The 19460-nt window shown below is 58.3% G+C and carries 22 protein-coding genes; 18 read left to right on the forward strand and 4 right to left on the reverse strand.

From position 1 onward, the window contains the following. The first annotated feature begins 684 nt into the window (after nucleotides 1-684). The 6 genes from H1B37_RS17765 (at nucleotide 685) to H1B37_RS17790 (ending at nucleotide 5915) form a co-directional block, all read left to right on the forward strand. On the forward strand, nucleotides 685-1104 hold the full coding sequence (locus tag H1B37_RS17765) for a hypothetical protein (RefSeq protein ID WP_182867997.1): 420 nt from the start codon (nucleotides 685-687) through the stop codon (nucleotides 1102-1104). Nucleotides 1105-1222: 118 nt separating this feature from the next. Further along, the gene (locus tag H1B37_RS17770) at nucleotides 1223-1513 is read left to right on the forward strand and encodes a hypothetical protein (protein WP_182867998.1); all 291 of its coding nucleotides are present in this window, start codon (nucleotides 1223-1225) and stop codon (nucleotides 1511-1513) included. Between the two features lie 51 nt (nucleotides 1514-1564). After that, a complete protein-coding gene (locus H1B37_RS17775) occupies nucleotides 1565-1807 on the forward strand; it encodes a hypothetical protein (RefSeq protein ID WP_182867999.1) in 243 nt (80 codons plus the stop codon). Nucleotides 1808-1923: 116 nt separating this feature from the next. After that, nucleotides 1924-2538, forward strand: a complete 615-nt coding sequence (locus tag H1B37_RS17780) for a hypothetical protein (RefSeq protein ID WP_182868000.1) — start codon at nucleotides 1924-1926, stop codon at nucleotides 2536-2538. 56 nt (nucleotides 2539-2594) lie between these two features. Further along, nucleotides 2595-4196, forward strand: a complete 1602-nt coding sequence (locus tag H1B37_RS17785; RefSeq protein ID WP_182868001.1) for a pyridoxal phosphate-dependent decarboxylase family protein — start codon at nucleotides 2595-2597, stop codon at nucleotides 4194-4196. A 240-nt stretch (nucleotides 4197-4436) separates the two neighbouring features. Continuing rightward, nucleotides 4437-5915 (forward strand): arylsulfatase, encoded by a 1479-nt coding sequence (locus H1B37_RS17790; RefSeq protein WP_182868002.1) that lies wholly within the window; start codon nucleotides 4437-4439, stop codon nucleotides 5913-5915. A 182-nt stretch (nucleotides 5916-6097) separates the two neighbouring features. Here the strand turns inward: H1B37_RS17790 and H1B37_RS17795 are convergent, their stop codons facing one another. From H1B37_RS17795 to H1B37_RS17805, 3 genes are read right to left on the reverse strand one after another with little or no spacing between them, the layout of a single operon-like run. Then, nucleotides 6098-6850 carry a flagellar motor protein MotB gene (locus tag H1B37_RS17795; protein WP_182868003.1) on the reverse strand — a complete coding sequence of 251 codons (753 nt, stop codon included), beginning with the start codon at nucleotides 6848-6850 and terminating at the stop codon, nucleotides 6098-6100. Next, a complete protein-coding gene (locus H1B37_RS17800) occupies nucleotides 6847-7500 on the reverse strand; it encodes a flagellar motor protein MotB (protein WP_182868004.1) in 654 nt (217 codons plus the stop codon). Before H1B37_RS17800 ends, H1B37_RS17795 begins: the two co-directional genes overlap by 4 nt. Before the next feature lie 4 nt (nucleotides 7501-7504). Continuing rightward, nucleotides 7505-8278: a motility protein A gene (locus H1B37_RS17805; protein ID WP_182868005.1), complete on the reverse strand. Its 774-nt coding sequence runs from the start codon at nucleotides 8276-8278 to the stop codon at nucleotides 7505-7507. Nucleotides 8279-8563: 285 nt separating this feature from the next. Between H1B37_RS17805 and H1B37_RS17810 the strand changes: the two genes are divergently transcribed. From H1B37_RS17810 to flhB, 12 genes are all read left to right on the forward strand, one after another. Continuing rightward, nucleotides 8564-8917: a flagellar basal body rod protein FlgB gene (locus tag H1B37_RS17810; protein ID WP_182868006.1), complete on the forward strand. Its 354-nt coding sequence runs from the start codon at nucleotides 8564-8566 to the stop codon at nucleotides 8915-8917. A gap of 62 nt (nucleotides 8918-8979) precedes the next feature. Continuing rightward, entirely contained in the window at nucleotides 8980-9414 is a 435-nt protein-coding gene (gene flgC / locus H1B37_RS17815; protein ID WP_147867288.1) for a flagellar basal body rod protein FlgC, read from the forward strand. Further along, nucleotides 9414-9707, forward strand: coding sequence for a flagellar hook-basal body complex protein FliE (gene fliE / locus H1B37_RS17820; protein ID WP_182868007.1), 294 nt, complete (start codon nucleotides 9414-9416; stop codon nucleotides 9705-9707). The genes flgC and fliE overlap by 1 nt, the downstream gene beginning before the upstream one ends. 94 nt (nucleotides 9708-9801) lie before the next feature. Continuing rightward, entirely contained in the window at nucleotides 9802-11334 is a 1533-nt protein-coding gene (gene fliF, locus H1B37_RS17825; RefSeq protein ID WP_182868008.1) for a flagellar basal-body MS-ring/collar protein FliF, read from the forward strand. Between the two features lie 18 nt (nucleotides 11335-11352). Then, nucleotides 11353-12366: a FliG C-terminal domain-containing protein gene (locus H1B37_RS17830; RefSeq protein WP_182868009.1), complete on the forward strand. Its 1014-nt coding sequence runs from the start codon at nucleotides 11353-11355 to the stop codon at nucleotides 12364-12366. A gap of 1 nt (nucleotide 12367) precedes the next feature. Further along, nucleotides 12368-12997, forward strand: a complete 630-nt coding sequence (locus tag H1B37_RS17835) for a FliH/SctL family protein (protein WP_182868010.1) — start codon at nucleotides 12368-12370, stop codon at nucleotides 12995-12997. 1 nt (nucleotide 12998) lies between these two features. After that, a complete protein-coding gene (locus H1B37_RS17840; protein ID WP_182868011.1) occupies nucleotides 12999-14306 on the forward strand; it encodes a FliI/YscN family ATPase in 1308 nt (435 codons plus the stop codon). Next, nucleotides 14303-14737, forward strand: coding sequence for a flagellar FliJ family protein (locus H1B37_RS17845; protein WP_182868012.1), 435 nt, complete (start codon nucleotides 14303-14305; stop codon nucleotides 14735-14737). The genes H1B37_RS17840 and H1B37_RS17845 overlap by 4 nt, the downstream gene beginning before the upstream one ends. A 3-nt stretch (nucleotides 14738-14740) precedes the next feature. Further along, the gene (locus H1B37_RS17850; protein WP_182868013.1) at nucleotides 14741-15481 is read left to right on the forward strand and encodes a MotE family protein; all 741 of its coding nucleotides are present in this window, start codon (nucleotides 14741-14743) and stop codon (nucleotides 15479-15481) included. A 151-nt stretch (nucleotides 15482-15632) separates the two neighbouring features. Continuing rightward, entirely contained in the window at nucleotides 15633-15902 is a 270-nt protein-coding gene (locus H1B37_RS17855) for a flagellar biosynthetic protein FliQ (protein ID WP_182868014.1), read from the forward strand. Beyond that, nucleotides 15899-16669, forward strand: a complete 771-nt coding sequence (locus tag H1B37_RS17860; RefSeq protein WP_182868015.1) for a flagellar biosynthetic protein FliR — start codon at nucleotides 15899-15901, stop codon at nucleotides 16667-16669. Before H1B37_RS17855 ends, H1B37_RS17860 begins: the two co-directional genes overlap by 4 nt. A gap of 3 nt (nucleotides 16670-16672) precedes the next feature. Then, nucleotides 16673-17740 (forward strand): flagellar biosynthesis protein FlhB, encoded by a 1068-nt coding sequence (gene flhB, locus H1B37_RS17865; protein ID WP_182868016.1) that lies wholly within the window; start codon nucleotides 16673-16675, stop codon nucleotides 17738-17740. 281 nt (nucleotides 17741-18021) lie between these two features. On the opposite strand, the gene H1B37_RS17870 is transcribed toward flhB, so the two are convergent. Then, nucleotides 18022-19329, reverse strand: a complete 1308-nt coding sequence (locus H1B37_RS17870; protein WP_220498254.1) for a Na+/H+ antiporter NhaA — start codon at nucleotides 19327-19329, stop codon at nucleotides 18022-18024. Nucleotides 19330-19460: the final 131 nt, after the last annotated feature.

A 19460-nucleotide genomic window follows, 5' to 3' on the forward strand; every position in this document is an offset into this window, starting at 1 on the left:
AGGCGGTGTGACGGCCTGTTCATTCAGTAGCCTGCGGCGCGAGCAAGGGTGACTTGCGCTTCGGGCTAGGCTTTGTCCCTAAATCCGTAGCGGAAGCCGCCAAGGCTTTCGTCTCGCAGCAGTTCACACGGGAAAAGCCGAAATTCTTGGCGAATTCCGCTACCATATACGCCCCTTGCCGGGTTTCGGGACAGAGCCGATTACTGTTGCGTTCATTCGTCGAAAACAATTCAATTTATAGTCCGGTGAGTCACCGGTTGAATGTCCGCTACACCAGCCCTGAAGGGGCAACGCCATCCACCGTGCCGGATCGATCGCCGCGCACTGTGTCGGCCTTCCAGGCCTGCGCCGAAGTTGCCATTCGAGACCGGGCCCTGACGGGCCCGGCAAACACTCTGTCAGCCCGCTGGGCTTTGAAATCGAGCTTCGTTCGTTCCCTGAAAAGCGAGTCAGAAGGTGAGCAGGAGGCTGCCGCCGAATCGGACGGGTCTGCCGCCGCTCAACTCAAGTTTACCTGGGCCCCGAGAAACTGGCACGCTCTGCCAGGATCCGCTCTAATCGGATCGTGTAACCGGCCCACACCAGAGCCGACAGAATTCTGGCGCAAGGTCTATCCGCAATCGTCCGCGTGCGCCGATAGATCGCCTTTCCTTCGTCCACACGTTGCCTCCAAGGATGACGCGGTTGTCGAAATCCATCTTGCTGATTGCTGCCTTGGGCGTTTTCGCACTCGCGATCGACAGTTGGAATATGTCGCGCAAAGAGAAGCTGCTTTCTAATGCGGTGTCGCGGATCGGTGGACGAATGGGCTCGATCCCCTTGTGGCCACTCGGCGCTGAATACCGCATCACGTTGACTGCCATCCCAACGGCGGATCAACTGGACGAACTCAAGATTGCCAACACGATGCGAGGCTGGGTGGGCATTGCATTGGAGGACTGCGAACTGACTTCGAATGATGTCGACCGACTAAGCATCCGTCTGCAGCGGTGTCATCTTTTCGTCACCCGAGATGGTAGAATGAGTCCAATCCACAAGGCGGTCTCGAAGCGGACGAACCAACGTATGCCACCGAGCGGCGAAATTGCGTGGTATAAACGTTGAATTCCTTTCGCACGGCCGGTTGACGCGTGTCACTCACCGAATGAGGCACAAGGTGAAAAACATTCCAATTGTATTCATGTTCCTTCTGACCTGCTCTTGCGCGCCACAATCGGGAGGCGTGTACGATGCTGAGTATCAACAACAAGTTGACGAATACAATCGGCAGTCAGAAACGGCCGAGCGGCAACTTCTTCAAACGCAGCAGCAGTTGGATCAATCCCAAAAACAACTTGATCGGACACAACAACAGCAAGACGAGACGGAGCGACAACAGAATCGATCCAAGGCACAATCCGATCGCTATGATGCGTTGCTGGACCGATGGGAAAAGCAGGCGGATCGTCAAGACAGGGTACTCGATGCGTTGGAGCAAGTGTTGTCAACGCAAGACGACGATCCGTTAAAGTGAGGCTCTTTGAGAAAGCGGTGTTGTCCCCAGTGGAAACGGATTGATCTCCGCATGAGCGAACTTGATCGAGACCAGTCGCAACTCAATCCGTACGCGGCGCCGGCATCTGAGGAGCTGCCGCGAAACGCTGTCAAGTCCTCGCTGATGTATGAGGCGACTCTTTTTGGCGGACTCGCTGCGATGATTGGCGGCGTCGCTCTATTGACCGCAGCGTCCGCCCATCCGACCCTCGTGAACGTTGGGGCGCTGCTCTTCGGGCTGGGATTCCTCGCGCTGATCGCCACACTTCGTTAGCCCCGAATGGTCCTTCTCATCACCCGCTACTCTGGTTTCGTTCCCGACGAGCTAATGGAATCGCTGAACCGTCGCCGCTGCCCCCTCAACCAGCCCTTGAAACACAACCCGCGCCGATGAAACCCATTTCACTGTATTTACTGTTGCAGGTCGCTTGGGTACCCGCGGCATGGTCACAGGCCTCCAACCCAGCCAAGGAATCGGTCGACAAAGGCGAGATGGACACGAATTGGGATCCGACGCATCCTGACGGCGAATCGCCAGCCGAACGCATGCTGTCGCTCGCCCACACCGACGCGCTGCCGGGATTTGACCGGGCGGAACTGTACGCCGTCTCATTGCCCAAACGAGATCCCTTCAGCGACCAGGATTCGCGGCGCGAGTCGTCGGCGCAATCCTTTCCGGTGCGTCCCTACGGCGTCCATGCCGACATTCACGCTCACGTTTCGATTACCGGTGGCGACTGCGCGAGGATACGCCGGGCTTGGCAATCGTTGTCATTTGATCGTCTGGGTGGTGCGTTTTGTCACACACCGGCTTACGGAATGCGACTGTACCGGGATGACGCGTTGTTGTTCGAAACGACCATCTGTTGGGAGTGTCAGAATTTTTATGTTCCGCGCTATGACGCACAGAAACGCCAGATTTCGCATGGCTGGTACGGATTTGCAAACGACGACCACGCGAAAGCATTGCTCAAGCTCTTTCAGTCGCTCTTGCCGCACTCGTAAGAGCGGGAGGTATCCTTCATGATACGATCATGACTTAGCGACCGCGGGGGAGACCAATGGATCGGAACGACTATCGAAAACTGGTTGACACCTTCTTCAAGTGGGATCAAGAGTCGATTGTGACGATCCTGGAAGAGCTGCTGAGCGCTGCGGCGACCGAACACGCACTCCACCCGGCCCACGCGATGTCGCAGAATTATGAGACGGCGAAAGCGAATCCTGAGATTCACATGTTGCCGGGCAATCTGAAAGACGCTCGCGACGCCGTTTTTCCTTACTTTTGGGGCACGGACAGCTTTAACAGCCCCCTGCACTTGGAAAACGTACGTGGCCCGGCCAACAACGCGTCGTTGATCGGCGCGTTCGCCTGTTTGCTAAAGAATCCCAACCTGTGCACGGACCGCTATAGCCAGCGTTCGAATGAACTGGAGGTCAAATCGGTCACGGCGTTGGCCAATTTGATCTTCTATCACACCGACGATCCGTGGGGCGTCTTTACAATCGGAGGAACCATCTCCAATCTGTACGGGGCGAAAATCGGAATCGAGCGAGTCGTTCCCGGGGCGATGCAGAACGGCATCGGGGGGCAACGTGTGGTCGGGTTTTGTTCCGAAGCGAGTCACTATTCCAACCGCACCGTCGCCGGATGGCTGGGAATCGGCGTGAACAATCTGATCGCCATCCCGACGGACGCCCATCTGTCGATCCGTGTGGATCTGCTTGAGCAGCAGCTTGACGAGTGCTACCAAAACGGGACCAAGGTGGCTTATGTCGTCGCGTCCTTTGGAACCACGGACGGATTTGGGATCGATGATCTGGCTGCGATCCGCACACTTCTGGATGCCAAATCAACCGAGTACCAACAGCCGACACCGCAGTTACACGTTGATGCCGCCGTGGGCTGGGCGCTTTCTTTCCTGGCCGACTACGATCTGGGCAGAAACACGCTCGGTTTTTCGGACAGTCTGCTGTCGATCGTCAAACGAGTGCAGGAGGCCTGCAAGGGCTTGCGCGTCGTCGATAGTGCGACGATTGACTTCCACAAGCTCGGTCGCGGCCATTATCCCTCCAGTGCATTTTTGGTGAATCACCGCAGGGATTTGAAGTACCTTGCGCGCGAGGTCACCGACACACCCTACTTTTCGGAAGCACAGGCCAGTCGTGATCCGGCGCTGATCACGCTGGAGTGTTCGCGGCCTGCATTGGGTCCCTACATCGTGATGGCCTCGCTTAATGGTATCGGGTTGACGGGGTGGCAAATGCTGACCGCACGGAGTCTGGAACTGGCCGAGCGGCTCAAGCAGGGATTGGAGACGCTTCCCTATTGCAAGGTTTTGAATCGCGAAACGATCGGCGTTTCCGTCGATTGGTGGGTCTTGCCCAAGGGCCGTGATGCCGAACGCATCTATCGGCAACTGGTCGAAGGAACATTGCCCGACGCGGAACGCGAACAGTACTTTGCCGAAGTCGCCCGAACGCAGCGGAAGCGTGAGAAGATGATGGATCCAAAGGTTGACGCGAGATTGGGTTTCACGACGAATTTTGGGTTTAAACCTTTCGGAATCGAAATCCCTGCTTGGAAAGCCGTGTTTATGAATCCGGCGACGGATGAAGAAATGGTCGATCGTATCCTCTGGAGCGTCGAGGAATCCGCCTGAATCTAACTGATGCCGCGGTGTCGTCGGTGCCGCTGGTTGACGCTTCTCGCTGGTGTTGGCGGGTGGGGAGGGCAAAACAATGGGGGCAAAACGATTATTGCAGGCGGGTGTTGGGCGCGGCGTCGGGCATCGTCGTTTCGTGGTCCTGACGCGTTTCTTGATCCTGCTATGATTCGAACCCGCAGGGGCGGTACTGGTGCGTTGAAGAAAAAGACTCCCTCCCGAGGAAACTCGTATCCGATGAAAGGTCACCCTGTCGTGGCGATTGCCGCCGCCTGGATTGTTGTTGCCGGCTTGGTCGTCGGTGGTTCCCCTGCAGCAGCTCAATCTGCGGTAGCCGAGCCGCCCAACATCATCTACATCATGCTGGACGAGTGGGGTTACTTTGAATCTGGCCACATGGGCAATGATGATCTGCTGACCCCCAACATCGACCGCTTCGCCGAAGAGGGCATGCGGTTTACCAATGCCTACGCGGGGGCACCCGTCTGTGGACCGACCCGCTGTTCGCTATTGACCGGGCTGCATGCCGGGCACATGTCGATGCGAAAGAACGACGGGTTCTCGCCGATTCGCGCGGAGGAGCCGACGTTGGCCAGCATGCTCAAACAGCAGGGGTACGTCACCGGCGGGTTCGGCAAGTGGGGGATCGGTGGCCGCGGCACGTCCGGTGTTCCGGAGCAGCATGGCTTTGATCAGTTTTTTGGTTACTACGACCAAGTCCACGCCCACACCTTCTATCCGCGCTACTTGATCCGCAACAGCCAGGAGGTGCCATTGCCGGGCAACTCGGGGATGAGTTTTTACGACGGCGAGACCCACGCCCATGTCGAGATCTTCAATGAGTCGTTGAAGTTTATTCGCGAGCACAGCGACCAGCGATTCTTCTGTTACTTGCCGTGGACGCCGCCGCATGGATTGTGGGGCATCGATGAAGACAATCCTTCCTGGCAGCTTTTCAAAGACAAACCGTGGACCGCGGGGCAACGGACCGAAAACGATGCCAAGGTCTATGCCGCGTTCCTGCACATGATCGATCGCCAACTCGGGCAGATCATTTCGCTACTGAAAGAACGTGGCGTCGACGACAACACCGTGATCTTTCTGTGCGGCGACAACGGGGGCCAGGATTATTTCAAGACGCCCGAACGACCGCACGGCTTCTTTGGTCCTAATCTGAACCCGGAAACCGGAGAGCGTTTCCGTGCCGGGAAAGGATCGCTGTACGAAGGCGGCCTGAAGGTGCCTTATCTGGTGCGATGGCCGGGGAAGATCCAGGCCGCTTCGGTCGCCGATCATCTGCTCTACTATCCGGACGTCATGCCGACGCTCGCGGCGCTGTCCGGTGCAACGTGTCCAGCGACCGATGGCCTATCGTTCGCCCCGACGTTGCTCGGGCATGACGATCAAGCCACGCACCCGTCTCTGTACTGGGAATACCAGGGCCAGACGGCGGTGCGGATGGGCAACTGGAAGGCCTATCGCGGTCGCAACGGGACGTGGGAACTGTACGATCTGTCGCAAGACGTGGAAGAAAAACAGAACGTCGCCGACGACTACCCGGAAACGCTGAAGCAGCTTGTGGCACTTGCCGACCAGGCCCACCGGCCGGTCCGGCCGGGCACGATTCATGATCGCGACTTGATGATGCAAGACCATCGCCAGGCGCCGCATCAGGGCAATCTAGAGTATTTGAAACGCAGCGCCAGCGGTTCGTAGAGAAACGTTGGTTCGGTTGATTCAAGCGGTGCCGATGGATGTTGCGTTTGATAGGACGAATGGGACGTAGGGGACCTAGACGTCCGCTGTGTCCTTTTGGTCCCATCGGGCGAAGGTGACGTCGGCTTTTTCAAGAGTACCGGCGGGATACGAGCGACGGCCCGGAAGGGGCGATCGTACTTTTAGGCGCCGTCGGGGGCGACGGAGGATCGGCCGAGGATGACGGACAGGTAGGGGCGTTTGGCGTCGGCGAACAGCCACGGTTTGACGCGGTAGCGGATCCGCGACTTTTGGTTCGCCTTCATCCAAAACGTCCGTTCGACCTCCTTGCGAAGCTCGACCGATTTATCCAGTTTGCGTTTCAACGCGGAGCCGCGCGGCATGTCGGCCCACAGCACGATCTCCAGCGTCATGCCGGGTTCGCGGAGTTTCGTCACGGCTTCGGAGATCAACTGGACCGCGTGCAGGCTGAGTTTTCCAGTGGTGGGATCCGGTCGTTCGAAGGAATCGAAGACGACCTGATTTTCGATCTCCGGCAGCATGTCCAGATCGAGTTGCGATTCCAGCTCGGTGAGAAACTTTTGAAACTGTTCTTTCTCTCGATCGAGCACACGTTGTTGTTCGTTGATCTCGTCCGGCCCGATATTCTTGTCGGAGTCGTCCTTCATGTTCTCCGCCAACGCATAGATCGGCTTTTGCGATTCCTGTTGGATCACTTCGTTGGATCGGCTGCCGCTCAAGTGCCCGGGTTGGCCGGAGCTTGAGAAGGCGTTGACGAACGAGCCGGTTCCGGAGTGCATGTTGGCACCGGTTTGTTCTTTGGCCAGCGAGTTGAGCACGATAAAAAAGGCCAACAGCGCGGTCATGGTGTCGCCGAAGGAGACCAGGTAGGCCTTGCTGGGAACGCTGGGCGCCTGCTTCTTGCGTTTGCTCATCGGTTCCCCTCGTACTTCTCGATCACGATTCGGACCATTTTGGTGGTCACGTTATCGGCGATGCTGGTCCCGATTTGACCGGGCCGGGCGCGCTGGACGTGGTACAGGTGGTGTGCGAAGGCGCAGACGCGGTCTTCCAAGCCGCGGTCGGAGATTTCGAAGGTGCAGTGAATACTGAGCGATCGCAGTTGTTCTGACAATTTGGCTGCGACCTTGGTCCCCCGCTGGGTGAGTTTCAGGTTCTGGTCGACCAGTTTTTCCAGCGGCATTTCGAACGCATAGGTCTTCATCACGTCCTTTTGGCTGGCCAGTTCGCTGACCGCTTCCAATCCGCGTCCGATCGCCTTGGTCGTCACGTCCTTTTGAATCGGCGGCATTTCGCTGCCCTGCATTGCGATCCGCGCCGCGCGTGGGCGGATGCGTTGGCTCCACGAGTTCCGATCCAACATGTCGTGCTCGTGCCCGGCGACACCTTTCGCCCCGGCGGCGCCGAACACGCTGGCGGTGACCTTCTCAAACCGCTCCGGTTCGGTCGTGGCAAAGGTCAACAGCAGGATGAAGAACGTCATCAACAGGGTGATCACGTCGCTGTAGGTCATGAACCACGCCGGGATGTCTTCCGGCGGATCCTCGGGCAGATCGCTGGCCATCAGTCTACGCCTTTGCGAGGATCGATCGGCGGGTCTTGGGGGACAGGAACCCGAGCAGTTTTTCTTCGACCACCCGCGGGCTTTCCCCTTCGCCCAACAATGCGATGCCACGGATGATCAACTCCCGAATCATCGTCTCCTCGCGATTGCGGGTCTCCAGCTTGCCGGCCAAGGGGATACAGACGACGTTGGCGATCAAGGCGCCATACAATGTCGTCAATAGAGCGGTCGCCATCCCGCCACCGATCTTGCTGGGGTCGTCCAGCGAACGAAGCATCTGGACCAGACCGATCAGGGTGCCGATCATGCCGAACGCCGGGGCAGCCGCGCCGGCCGAATCGACGATCTTTTTGCCGGTGACGTGGCGTTGTTCGATGTACGCCAGTTCGATCTCCAGCGTCCGCGCGACGTCTTCGGCCGGGACGCCGCTGATCAGCGATTCCAGTCCCCGCCGCATGTAGTCGTCCTTGATCTCGGCCGCTTGATCTTCCAATGCTAGCAAGCCGTCTTTACGAACGACTTCGGCGAACTTTTTGAACTGCGCGATGGTGTCTTGGGCGGTGGGCAGTTTGAACAGGAAGCACTTCAGGATGACGCCGAAGGCGCCCAGGTTGTACTTCAGGGGGAAGTTGATCAGGGATGCCGCTGTAGCGCCTCCGAACACGATCATCATACTGGGGGGATCGATAAAGGGTCCCAAGCCACCCCCGCCCATCGCGATCGAAGCCAAGATCAGACCGAACCCCAGGATCAGTCCGATGATTGTTGCGATATCCATAACTGCCGAAATTTCCCCCCGCGGCCCCATCGTGCCGCCCCGTGTGATCGCAGACAGAGCGGTCGAGAGGCACTCTAGCGCTGCGTGTTCGAATCGAGATTCAAAACCGTCTTTCGATTCATAGTTCATCGCTAGAGATCGACCGAATTGACGTCGACTCAGCCGCACAGGATGGGCTAATTGAGGGAACTCCCTCACCGCCAGTCGGCTCGGAGATGGCGTTTCAGCGACATTCTCGGAAAGTTGCCCTTAACGCGAACAGCTTCTCGGGCCGATATAACTGGCATGACTGGAATATTTTACCAAATGGATTTATTGGGTTCAGCGGTCAGCGCGTCGGAAAAGAGCCATCGCGTTGTCAGCCAGAATATCGCTAATGTCAACACGCCGGGTTACAAGACCAAGCGTTTGGAGTTTGAGCGATTGTTAAGCCAGCTTCAGTCGGGCGAGGCCGAGGACGCCGACGGCATCGAATTGCCGGTCAAGGACTTGGAGGGCCTGGTGGAACGGGTGGATGGGAACAATGTGAACTTGGAGAAGGAAGTTGCGGAATTGAAGGAGAACGCGTTGGCGTTCCAGGCCTTTTCGCACCTGCTGGCATCCAGGGTATCGACGATGCGTCGAGCGATTTCGGGTTAGGGCGTTGCCGGTGAATTTCGCCGAACGCCCCCGCCACTATCCAACAGAGACGAAGGAACGTCATGACGGTTAGATTTCCAACGATCGACATCGCCGCTTCCGGCTTAGCCGCCGAGCGGTTTCGGATGGAGGTGACGGCCAACAACATCGCCAACGCCGGCACGACGATGACCGACACCGGCCAGCCCTATCGTCGCCAGGCGGTGGTATTTGCCGCCGGATTGGACCCGGTCGACCGGAAACACGGCGCCGCGGCCATGCACGGCGTGGAGGTGGTCGGGGTGGAAGGCGACCCGAGCGAGTTTCCCAGCATTTACAACCCGGCCCACCCGCATGCCGATGCCGACGGTTTCGTGAAACTGTCCAACGTCAAGATTCCCGAAGAAATGGTTGACCTGATCACGGCCAGCCGATCCTACGAGGCGAATTCGAAAGCGATCAGCGTCTTCAAAGAGATGGTCGAACAAACCCTCACACTGCTCCAAGGAGGCCAGTGATGTCTGCCCTGCCCCCCATCGCCACCACGGGATCTGCCAACGTCGCCTTGCCGTCCTCACCGGCAAAGCCCGAGGCGACTGATCGCAACCTGTTCATGGATCTGATGGCCCGTGCCAACGAAGACCAGATTCGATCGGAGGAAGCGATCCAAGGTTTGGTTTCCGGCGAGAATCAGGACGTCCAACAAGTCGTCATGGAAGTCGTCAAGGCTGAGATGTCGTTTCAGATCTTTATGGAAGTGCGAAATCAGATCGTTGATTCGTACAACGAATTGATGCGAATGCAGTTCTAGTATTCGGTCTCGCCTTGAGATTCGTGATTTTGCGACAGCCCCCGACGACCTTCGCGCTACCTCCCCGACGCGACATTCGCTTGCTTGATTTGCCTTGAACGTCATCCAACCCTATATCGACGCCCTCCTGAATATCTGGCGGCACAGCTCTCCTTCGGCAAGGATCGGAATCCTGCTGTTGGCAGTGCTGTGTGTGGTCACCGTTGGTGGCGTCGGTTATTGGTCGGTCCAACCCAGCTACGTCGTGCTGGTCAGCCAGGGCGAAGGCGACCAGGTGGACCGCGTGATCAACGCCTTGGACAAGGCCGGCATCGATTACCAACTCTCCGGCGCGGGCGGAAACCTGTTGGTGGACAAGCGTGATTTTGCCAAAGCCCGTTTGTTGGCGCGAACCAACGGCGTTTCCGATGCCGCCGCGGTCGCCGATTTGCCGATGGGCGGTGCCTTCGGCAGCCCGACCGAACGCCGCAACCGAGCCCGACTGCAAAAGCAGCAAAGCCTGGCGCAGACGATCAAAAAGCTGGACGTCGTCGAGCACGCCGACGTTCACTTGAACATCCCCGACAAGGGGCCCTTTGAACGCAAAACGTCCCCTCCGTCGGCCAGCGTGATGCTCACCCTGCGCTATGGAGCTCGATTGAGCGACCAACAGGCCGCCTCGATCGCCTCCTTTGTCGCCTATGCCGTCGAGGACCTGGCCCCCGAATCCGTTCAAATCACCGACCGTGACGGTCGCAGCTACACGATCCCCGACGAACAATCCCAGCAGATCGGTTCGCAAGTCGAATACATCGCGGCGGCCGAACGCAAATTAGCCAACAAGGCTGAAGCACAATTGATGCAGTTCCTGGGGTATGGCAATGCCAGCGTGCAAGTCAGTTTGGACATGACCTTCACGCAGGGATCGACCAAAACCACCAAATACGACGCCGACGGGGCGGTCCCCAGTCAGGAAGACTTGGTTTCCGAAACCACGACCAACATGGAACAGCCCGCCGTCGGTGCGGCCGGTGTGGCGTCCAACCTGCAATCGCGGCGGGGGACAAACGGCAAAAGCAGCGTGCTGAACAAAACAGAAAACGTCAAAACAAGCTATCTGGTCCCGATCACTGAAGAAACCCAAGCCAATTCCACCCCGATTCGCAACTTCCTGAGCGTCAGCGTGCTGGTCAACTCCGAAACCCAGGGCGTCAAACAGGAAGACGGCAGCTTGATCCCCGGACTGGACGAACGCGTCACCGCACTGGTCAAGAACGCCGTCGGGTTTCGCGATGACACCGACAGCATCACCGTCGATTTTTTGCCATTCACCGAACCGATCCTCAACGTGACCGCTCCGGAAGCTACGTTTGACTGGACCAAGATCACATCGATCGTTGAAAAGGCGTCACTTGCGATTGCCGCCCTGTTGGCATTTGTGTTAGGCCTAATGTTGTTGCGGCGGTTCGGACCGGCCAGCAAACCGGGCGGCGCGGGTGCCGATCAGCAACTCGATAGTGCTCGTTTGGAAAACGTCAGCGAATTGTCACGAATGATCAAAGAAAACCCCGAAGTGTTTGCTCAAGTCGTTCGATCTTGGTCCGGCGCTGATGCCGATCGAGAGTCCGAGAAACGCGACGCCGCGTGATCCTAGGGGGTGGCAACCATGAAGATGATGTTGACGCGGCCCGAACGCCTCGCGCTACTGCTGCACCTGATGGGCGAGGAGGCCACCGAGATGGCTCGGCAGGATCTCTCCGGCGAAGCGTTGGAGGAACTCGACCAGGCCCTCAAAGACTTTCAGTCCTATCCGCCCAGCCAGGAAGAAATCGACATGGTCCTCGGGGACTTTGAAGATTACTTCCACATGGCCCTGCAAACGCTCCCCAAAAATGCCCCGGACGAAGACGAGGAGCCCGAACCGGAGGAAGGCCCCAAAATCCTGCAAATCGCCGAGGAGAGTTTTGATGTCGAAATCGAACCGACCAAACGGTTCACCCCGCCAAAACTGACCGGCGACACGGTGCGCGATCTGAACCAGATGCACCCCTATCAAGTCGCCCAGGCGCTCAAGAACGAAAACCCCGTCGCGGCGGCCATCGTGCTGCGTAAGCTGGCCAACGAACATGCCGCGAAAACATTGGAGTTTCTGCCCGAGGCGGTCCGCCCCAATGTCTTTCTGGAGCTGGCACAACCGTCGTCGGTTTCCTCGCTGATCCAAGAACGCATCCTCGCCAAGGCCCTGCAACTGTCGCTTCAAGTCGAGGAGCGGGAAACGGAACAGGAAACCACGTCGCAAATGGCGAACCTGATGCGGTCGCTGCCCAGGGCGCTGCGCAAACCGATGCTCGATGAACTGGAAAAACGCGACAGTGAGTTGGCGGAAACTGTTCGTAACCAACTGTACCGATTCGAGGACATCGAAAAACTCGCTGACCGCGACCTGCAAAAACTGCTCGGCCAATGCCAGACCGACGCCCTGGTGTGTGCCCTGCAACAGGTCGACGAGTCGTTGCTGACGTTCGTCTTGTCCAACATGTCCAAACGCGCCAAAGAGTCGCTGCAAGAGGAGATGGAATTCAAGACCAACGCGAGCGAAGAGGAGATCACCGAAGCGCGGGGGGCGATCGCCAAGATCTTGGCGGGGCTGTGCGAAGCCGGCGAGGTGAAAATCGATTGAGATGCCCGTGATTCAAATCCCCTTCGACCGATCCTTGGCCAACGTCACCCTGGCCCGCGGCCCGCTGCCAGCGACCACACCCGGCTTGCCGGCCGGTGCGTCGCCCGACTTGACCGCCGGCGCCGCTGCGGAGCCGCTGACGAAGGCCGGTTCCGATGCGGGTGCCACGGCCAAAGCAGAATCGGCCGCCCGCGACGCCGCCCGAGAAGCCGCGGCGTTGAAGACCCTGCAATCGATCGAACAACAGTTAAACCTTCTCGATGCCAAACTGGAGGAGGAGTTTTCGACGATCGGGGTTCAGCTGACCGCCGCGGCGACGCAAATCGCCAAACAGGCCCTCGGCAGTGACAGCGCGTTGGTCGAAGAAAGGGTCGCACACTTTGCCAACTTGTTGCTGCGCCAGGTTCATCCCAGTCAATCGGCGGTGATCTACGTCAACCCCGACTGTGTCGTCTCGCTCCAATCCTGGCTGTCCCAGGTCGACTATGAGGCGATCGAGATCCAGGGCGACGCGACGGTCCAACCGGGGGACTGCCGGATCGAATCCAACGGCAAAGGGTTTCTGGCGTCGCTGGAATCCTTTTTAGACGCCGCGGGGAAGCAGTTCTCACCGGCCTGGGGAGCGACGTAACATGATGACGCCGACGCCGACGCTGCGAAGCGACCAGTGGCTCCAGACGACCGGACGTTTGCAAAGTGTCGAGGGCCGGATGTGCGCGACCATCGACGCGGGGCTGGGCGAATTGGTGCAGATCACGTCCTCACGGGGACAATCCGTGCTGGCCGAAGTGATCGGATTCAACGACGACAAAGCCCAGTTGATGCCGTACCACAGCGGCGTCGATTTCCAACGTGGCAACGTGGTGGTTTCGACCGGCAAACGGATGCGGGTCCCAGTCGGTCGTCAGTTGCTCGGACGGGTCATCGATTCGTTGGGCCGCCCGATCGATTCGCTCGGGCCGATCCACTGCGATGCGACCGCGGAGCTGCACTTTGAATCGCCCGATCCGCTGACGCGGCCGTTGATCCGCCAGCCCTTCGTGACCGGCGTCCGTTCGATCGACGGATTGTTGACGATGGGCCAGGGACAACGGGTCGGATTGTTCGCCGGCAGCGGAGTCGGCAAGAGTACGTTGTTGGGGGAAATCGCCAAGCACGCGTTGTGCGACATCAACGTGGTCGCGATGATCGGCGAACGCGGGCGTGAAGTGCGACCGTTTATCGAAGACACCTTGGGGAAGGAGGGCCTGGCCCGCTCGGTCGTCATCGTGTCAACCTCCGACCAACCACCGTTGGCACGGATCCGGGCCAGCGAGTCGGCGGTCGCGATCGCCAGTTGGTTTCGCTCCCAAGGCATGAACGTGCTTTTCATGCTGGACAGTCTCACGCGGCTGGCCCACGCACAACGCGAACTCGGGCTGTTGCTCGGGGAACCGCCCACCTCACGCGGCTACACGCCCAGCGTGTTCCAAAAGATGGCTCAATTGCTGGAGCAACTCGGAACCAGTGACAAGGGCGTCATCACCGGGCTGTTGACCATCTTGGTTGACGGTGACGACATGAACGAACCGGTCGCCGACTCGGCACGAGCCATCTTGGACGGACACATCGTGCTGGATCGAAAACTGGCCCACGAAGGTCACTTCCCGGCCGTCAACGTACTGAAAAGTGCCAGCCGATTGTTCAAAGAAGTCACCGACAAACCGCACCAGCAACAAGCGGCCAGCGTGCGACGCGTCTTGGCCAAGTATCTGGAAGTCGAAGATCTGATCCAGATCGGTGCGTATCAAAAAGGCGCCATGCCGGATTCGGATCGCGCGATCGAGACCTATCCGGAGGTCAATCGGTTTCTGCGCCAGGCCATGGACTCGCCTAGCCCGCTCCACGCGACCCGGGCCGGGCTGCAACGCCTGCACCAATTGATCGGGCAGCCGTCATGAGCGAACTGAAAAAAAAGATCGATCGCATCCGCCGCATCCACTCGATCGAAAGCAGTCAGTTGAACGTGTTGATCGGGGAACTCGCCCGCATCGATGCATTGTTAATGTCGCACCGCCAACGTCTCGAAGAGTTCGAATCGGTCAAACGCCGAGGTCTGGAGATCACCCAAAATTGCTCGATCGAGTTTCTGACACAAACCCATCTTTGGATCGACAGCATCGATCGGTCGATCAAGATCGTTCGTGACGTGATCGCCAAATGTGAAGCCGAACGTCACGAGGCCCGTTCGCGAGTCATGGACCAACGCACGCGGGTGCGTGGTCTGGAGATCCTGATGGACCAGCGGAGGCTGGAATTTGATGCAGACGCCATGACGCAACAAATGTTATTGGCAGATGAAAACGCGCTCAAAAAGTACGCGAGGAATTAAAACATGAAAGCGATTATTTCGGCGATGATCACTTGCGCCGTGATTTTCGGCTTGTCTGCCGGGGCCACTCAGTTTCTGCTCAATAAGCCTCCGGCCGATCTGGAGTCCGCCCAGGCCGAAGGATTGGACGCCCCGGCGACGGGACTGCTGGCCGAGGACATGGTCGACGGCGGTGGCGATGCCGTCCCGGTTTCGTTCCGACCCGACAACAACGTCTCGGTCGAGGCGGTGCTGCAGATGAGCGACTCGATCAAACGGATGGAACAGGAATTGGCCGAGCGCGAAGAACGCGTCAAACGCGACGAGATGCGGGTCAAACTGATCTACGATGACCTGACGACCGAACAGGACGAACTGCGCGCCTTCAGCGAAGGGATCGACACCAAGCTGGACCTGTTGAGCCGGATGACGGAAGAATTGAAAACGACTCTGGCAAACGTCGAACAGCAAAAGGCGGAACTGGAAAAGCTGACCAAGAAGGCTGAGACCAAGAAGGGCACGACCGTTTCCAGCGTGGACAGCCAGGCCGATGAAGTCAAAGGCTGGTTCGAAGGGCTGCAACCGGAACAGGCCGCCGATTACCTGCGCGAATTTTCCAACAACGGAAAGATGGGCTTGGCCGCGTCGTTGCTGCAAAAAATGCCGGATCGACAAAAGTCAAAAATCTTGGGAGCGATGAATGATCCGATTCTGGTCGACCAGTTGATCGAAACGTTGACCAAGGACAAAAGAAATTCGCCGTAGCGGAAGCCGCCAGGACTTTCGGTCCCCTGGTACGGCGTCGCCCGCCCCGTGCGAAACTCTCGGCGAGTTCCGCTACCCCGAAAAGCAGACAAGCTGCGACCAACCCACCTGAAAACGCCGGTTTGACACCGCGCATTCATCGGAGCCAAGGATGGAAATCGAAGACGTCGTCCTGATCGGGCGCGAGTTTTTCATGATGGCGTTGCTGCTGACGACCCCGGTCGTCGCGGTCAGCCTGGTCGTGGGATTGCTGATCAGCATCGGTCAAACCGTCACCAGCATTCAGGAGCAGACACTCTCGTTCGCCCCGCGGATCATCTGTGTGGTGTTCGTGTTGATCTTTCTGTCCAATTGGTACCTGACGACGCTCCAGAATTACACGCTGGGACTGTTGACACACATGGTCGAATTGGTGAAATGATCAGCGACGTCGTCCTGTTTTTGCTGGTGCTCGCCCGGGTTTCGGTGTTCCTCGCATTCTTCCCGCTGTTCAGCAAAAAGCAACTTCCCAACCAGGTCAAAGCGGGCTTGGCCGTCGCACTGTCGGTGTTTTGGCTGGCCGACGCCAAGAACGTGCTGCCCCACCTGACACTGCACGAGGTGGGCAGTTTGCTGTTTCTGTTTCTGGTGTTCAAAGAGATTTGCATCGGGATCCTGCTGGCCCTGGTGCTGGGGCTGTTCTTTTGGCCGGCACGGATCGCCGGGTCTTACATCGCCCAGGAACTGGGGCTGTCGCTGGCGGCAATCAGCGACCCGGGCAGCCAAGATTCCTCGACGCTGGTGTCGCGTGTCTTGGAAGCGTTCTCGATGCTGCTGTTCTTTTCTTTGAACCTGCACCATTTCGTCATCCTGTCGATCCACCTGTCATTCAACCAGACGATGACGCAAGTCGGGCTGATCGATCTGCCCACCGAGGACTTGGTGGCGGCGTTTAATCGGACCAGTGACTACGGACTGCTGATCGTCGCCCCGCTGTTGGTGTTGCTGATGTTGGTCACGTTGGTGTTGGCATTCCTGAATCGTGCCGCCCCGGCGATGAATCTGTTCTCGGTCGGGATGTCGATCCGCGTCGGTTTTGGCGGCCTGTTGCTGTTCCTGTTTTGCCCGATCCTCTTCGGCGCGATCGAGATCTATTTCTATCGCGTCCAAGAAGACATCGAATACCTGATGCTTTCTCTGACAGGTTAATCGATGGCCGAAAACCAAGATCGCGATCAAAGGACCGAGGAAGCCACCCCGCAGCGGTTGCGGAAGGCGCGCGAGGATGGCCAGATCGGTTTCAGTGCCGAACTGGTCGGAGGCGTGATTCTGGCCACCACCGCACTGTTCTATTGGTTTCTGGGAGAATGGTTTTTCGGCACCCTCACCGGTTCGATCGAACACCGCGTGACCCACTTTGAAACCGTGATGGTCGATCCGCGAATGCTGGTCAAAGTGTTCATCGACGAAACCTTGCGGATCGGGACCGCGGTGATGGCGATCGTCGCCCCGTTGGGCATCTTGGCCGCCGCGACAGGATTGCTTCAAACGAGTTTCAATCTCAGTTTCAAACCCTTGGAGTTGAAGCTGGACAAGCTGAGTGTGATCAAGGGATTCCAAAAGATTTTTTCGATGCAAAGTGCCGTCCGCGGGGCGCTGTCGCTGGCCAAGGCCGCGGTGATTGTTGCGATCGCGATCTTTGTCGGCCAATCAAAAATCGACCAGATCAACACCTCCGGATTCGGATCGATCCAGGAACTGATGTTCTTTCTGGGCGGATTGCTGGTCCATTGTTCGTTGGCCATCGCGGCGACGATCACGTTCTTGGGCATGATCGACCTGGGGTTCCAAAAATGGAAACACCTGGAAGACATGAAGATGAGCCGCCAGGACATCAAAGACGAGCACAAGTCGACCGAAGGCGATCCGATGGTCCGGGCACGGATCAAGCAACTGCAGGCGGAAATGGGGCGGAAACGCATGCTCGCCGATGTCCCCAAGGCGTCGGTCGTGATCACCAACCCGACCCACTTTGCCGTCGCGGTGCAGTACGACCGCGATAACATGGACGCCCCGATCGTGATCGCCAAAGGCGCCGACTTCGTCGCCAAAAAGATCATCGCCATCGCCAAAGAAAACGGCGTCCCGGTGGTCGAACGAAAACCGGTCGCGCGGTTCTTGTTCAAGAACGTCGAAATCGGCAACCCGATTCCGTTCGAACTCTATCAAGCCATCGCGGAGATATTGAACTTCGTCAACCGCATGCGTTCGGCTGCGTAGCGGAACTCGCCAAGAGTTTCGCGCCCGCCGACCAGACGGCCGGTGCCGCCGAAAGCCTTGGCGGCTTCCGCTACGTGTTAATGTGCCCCGCCGAAAGCCTTGGCGGCTTCCGCTACGTGTTAATGTGCCCCGCCGAAAGCGTTGGCGGCTTCCGCTACGTGTTAATGTGCCCCGCCGAAAGCCTTGGCGGCTTCCGCTACGTGTTAATGTGCCCCGCCGAAAGCCTTGGCGGCTTCCGCTACGTGTTAATGTGCCCCGCCGAAAGCCTTGGCTGGCTTCCGCTACGGTTCGACGCTTGCGTTCTCTCCGCCACCCAGGAACGCCGGGCGAATGCCCGTCAACCAGGCGGCCGCCAACGCACTGACCGGGGCCAGGAAACTCAACAGTGCGCCCATCTTGACCGAATCCTGGATCGGACCCGGATTGGGGAACGCGGCGGTGGATACGAATAACGCCACGGTGAATCCCAAACTGGCGATACAGCCGATCACCGCGACGTGCTTCAGGTTCATGCCGCCGGGCAACTCCAGCTTCAACACTTTGACAGCGAAGTAGCTGAAGGCCAGGATGCCGAGCGGTTTGCCGACGAACAATCCGGTCGTGACCAGCCAGGTTCCGGCGCCGACGCTGGAGAGCACAACGCCCGCGTTGACCAACGCAAACAGCCCCAGAATCAGTTCGACCGGCTCTTTCCACCAGTGTTCGAACTGGTTCAATGTATCGGTTTCCTGGCCCGTTTCGGCGAACAGTCCGGCGTCGGTTTTCGCGTGGGGCAACGTGGCGATCACCGGGACCAATCCGAGTGCCGCATGGATTCCCGCCATGTAAAACGACACCCAACTCATGATGCCCGGAATGGCCAAGTACCACCAAAAGTTTCGCACGCCAGCACGGTTGAATCCCCAGCCGGTCGCCATGGCCGCCACGGTCAATCCCAACCAGTACAGGTTGACTTCGCTGGACGGATAGAAGACCGCCAGAATGGCCAACCCCAACGCGTCGTCGGCAATCGCCAACAGCAACAGGAATGAAATGGCCGGATGTCCGCTGCCGAAAATCAATCGCGCGATCAGATAGCTGAACGCGATGTCGGTGGCACAGGGAATCGCCCAACCGTTACCCAGTTCGGAATATTGACCCACCAGAATCGCACCGACCAGATAAACCACCGAGGGACCGACCACGCCACCGGCGGTCGCCAACAACGGCGTCGCCGCGGTGCGAAGATTCGAAAGTGCCCCGCCCGGCAAGATCGATTCCCAAACCTCTTTGGCCGCAATCGCAAAGAACATCGCCATCAGGATATCGTTGACCACAAAGTGAAACGTCAACCCGTGGCCGCCGTGATCAGCGTGCCCGGAGTGCGAAAACGGCCACAGATTCACGTGAACGAAATTGTGGTAGGAGTGACCGTGAAGCAAGCCGTCCGCGTTGGCCCACAGCAAAGCGGCCAACGACCCGAACACCAGGAACATCGAGTTGCTGTACAGAAAGGATCGGATCGGATTTTCGTTGGTCGATGCTGTCGCCATCAGGCATTGCCCCATCATCTGGTTGGTTTTCGAAACATGCGGTCGAAGGTTTCGCAAACGTAGTTCGCGGATTGCAAGAAGCGATCAAAGTTCATCGCGACGGCTAAGAAATCATTGCGATCGCGGCCCGATCGAGGCGTCATCGCGAGCGCGGTGAGGGACAACCGCCATACAGCAGGTGTGATCTC

The organism is Stieleria mannarensis (genome assembly GCF_014154935.1).
GTDB classification, from domain to species: domain Bacteria; phylum Planctomycetota; class Planctomycetia; order Pirellulales; family Pirellulaceae; genus Stieleria; species Stieleria mannarensis.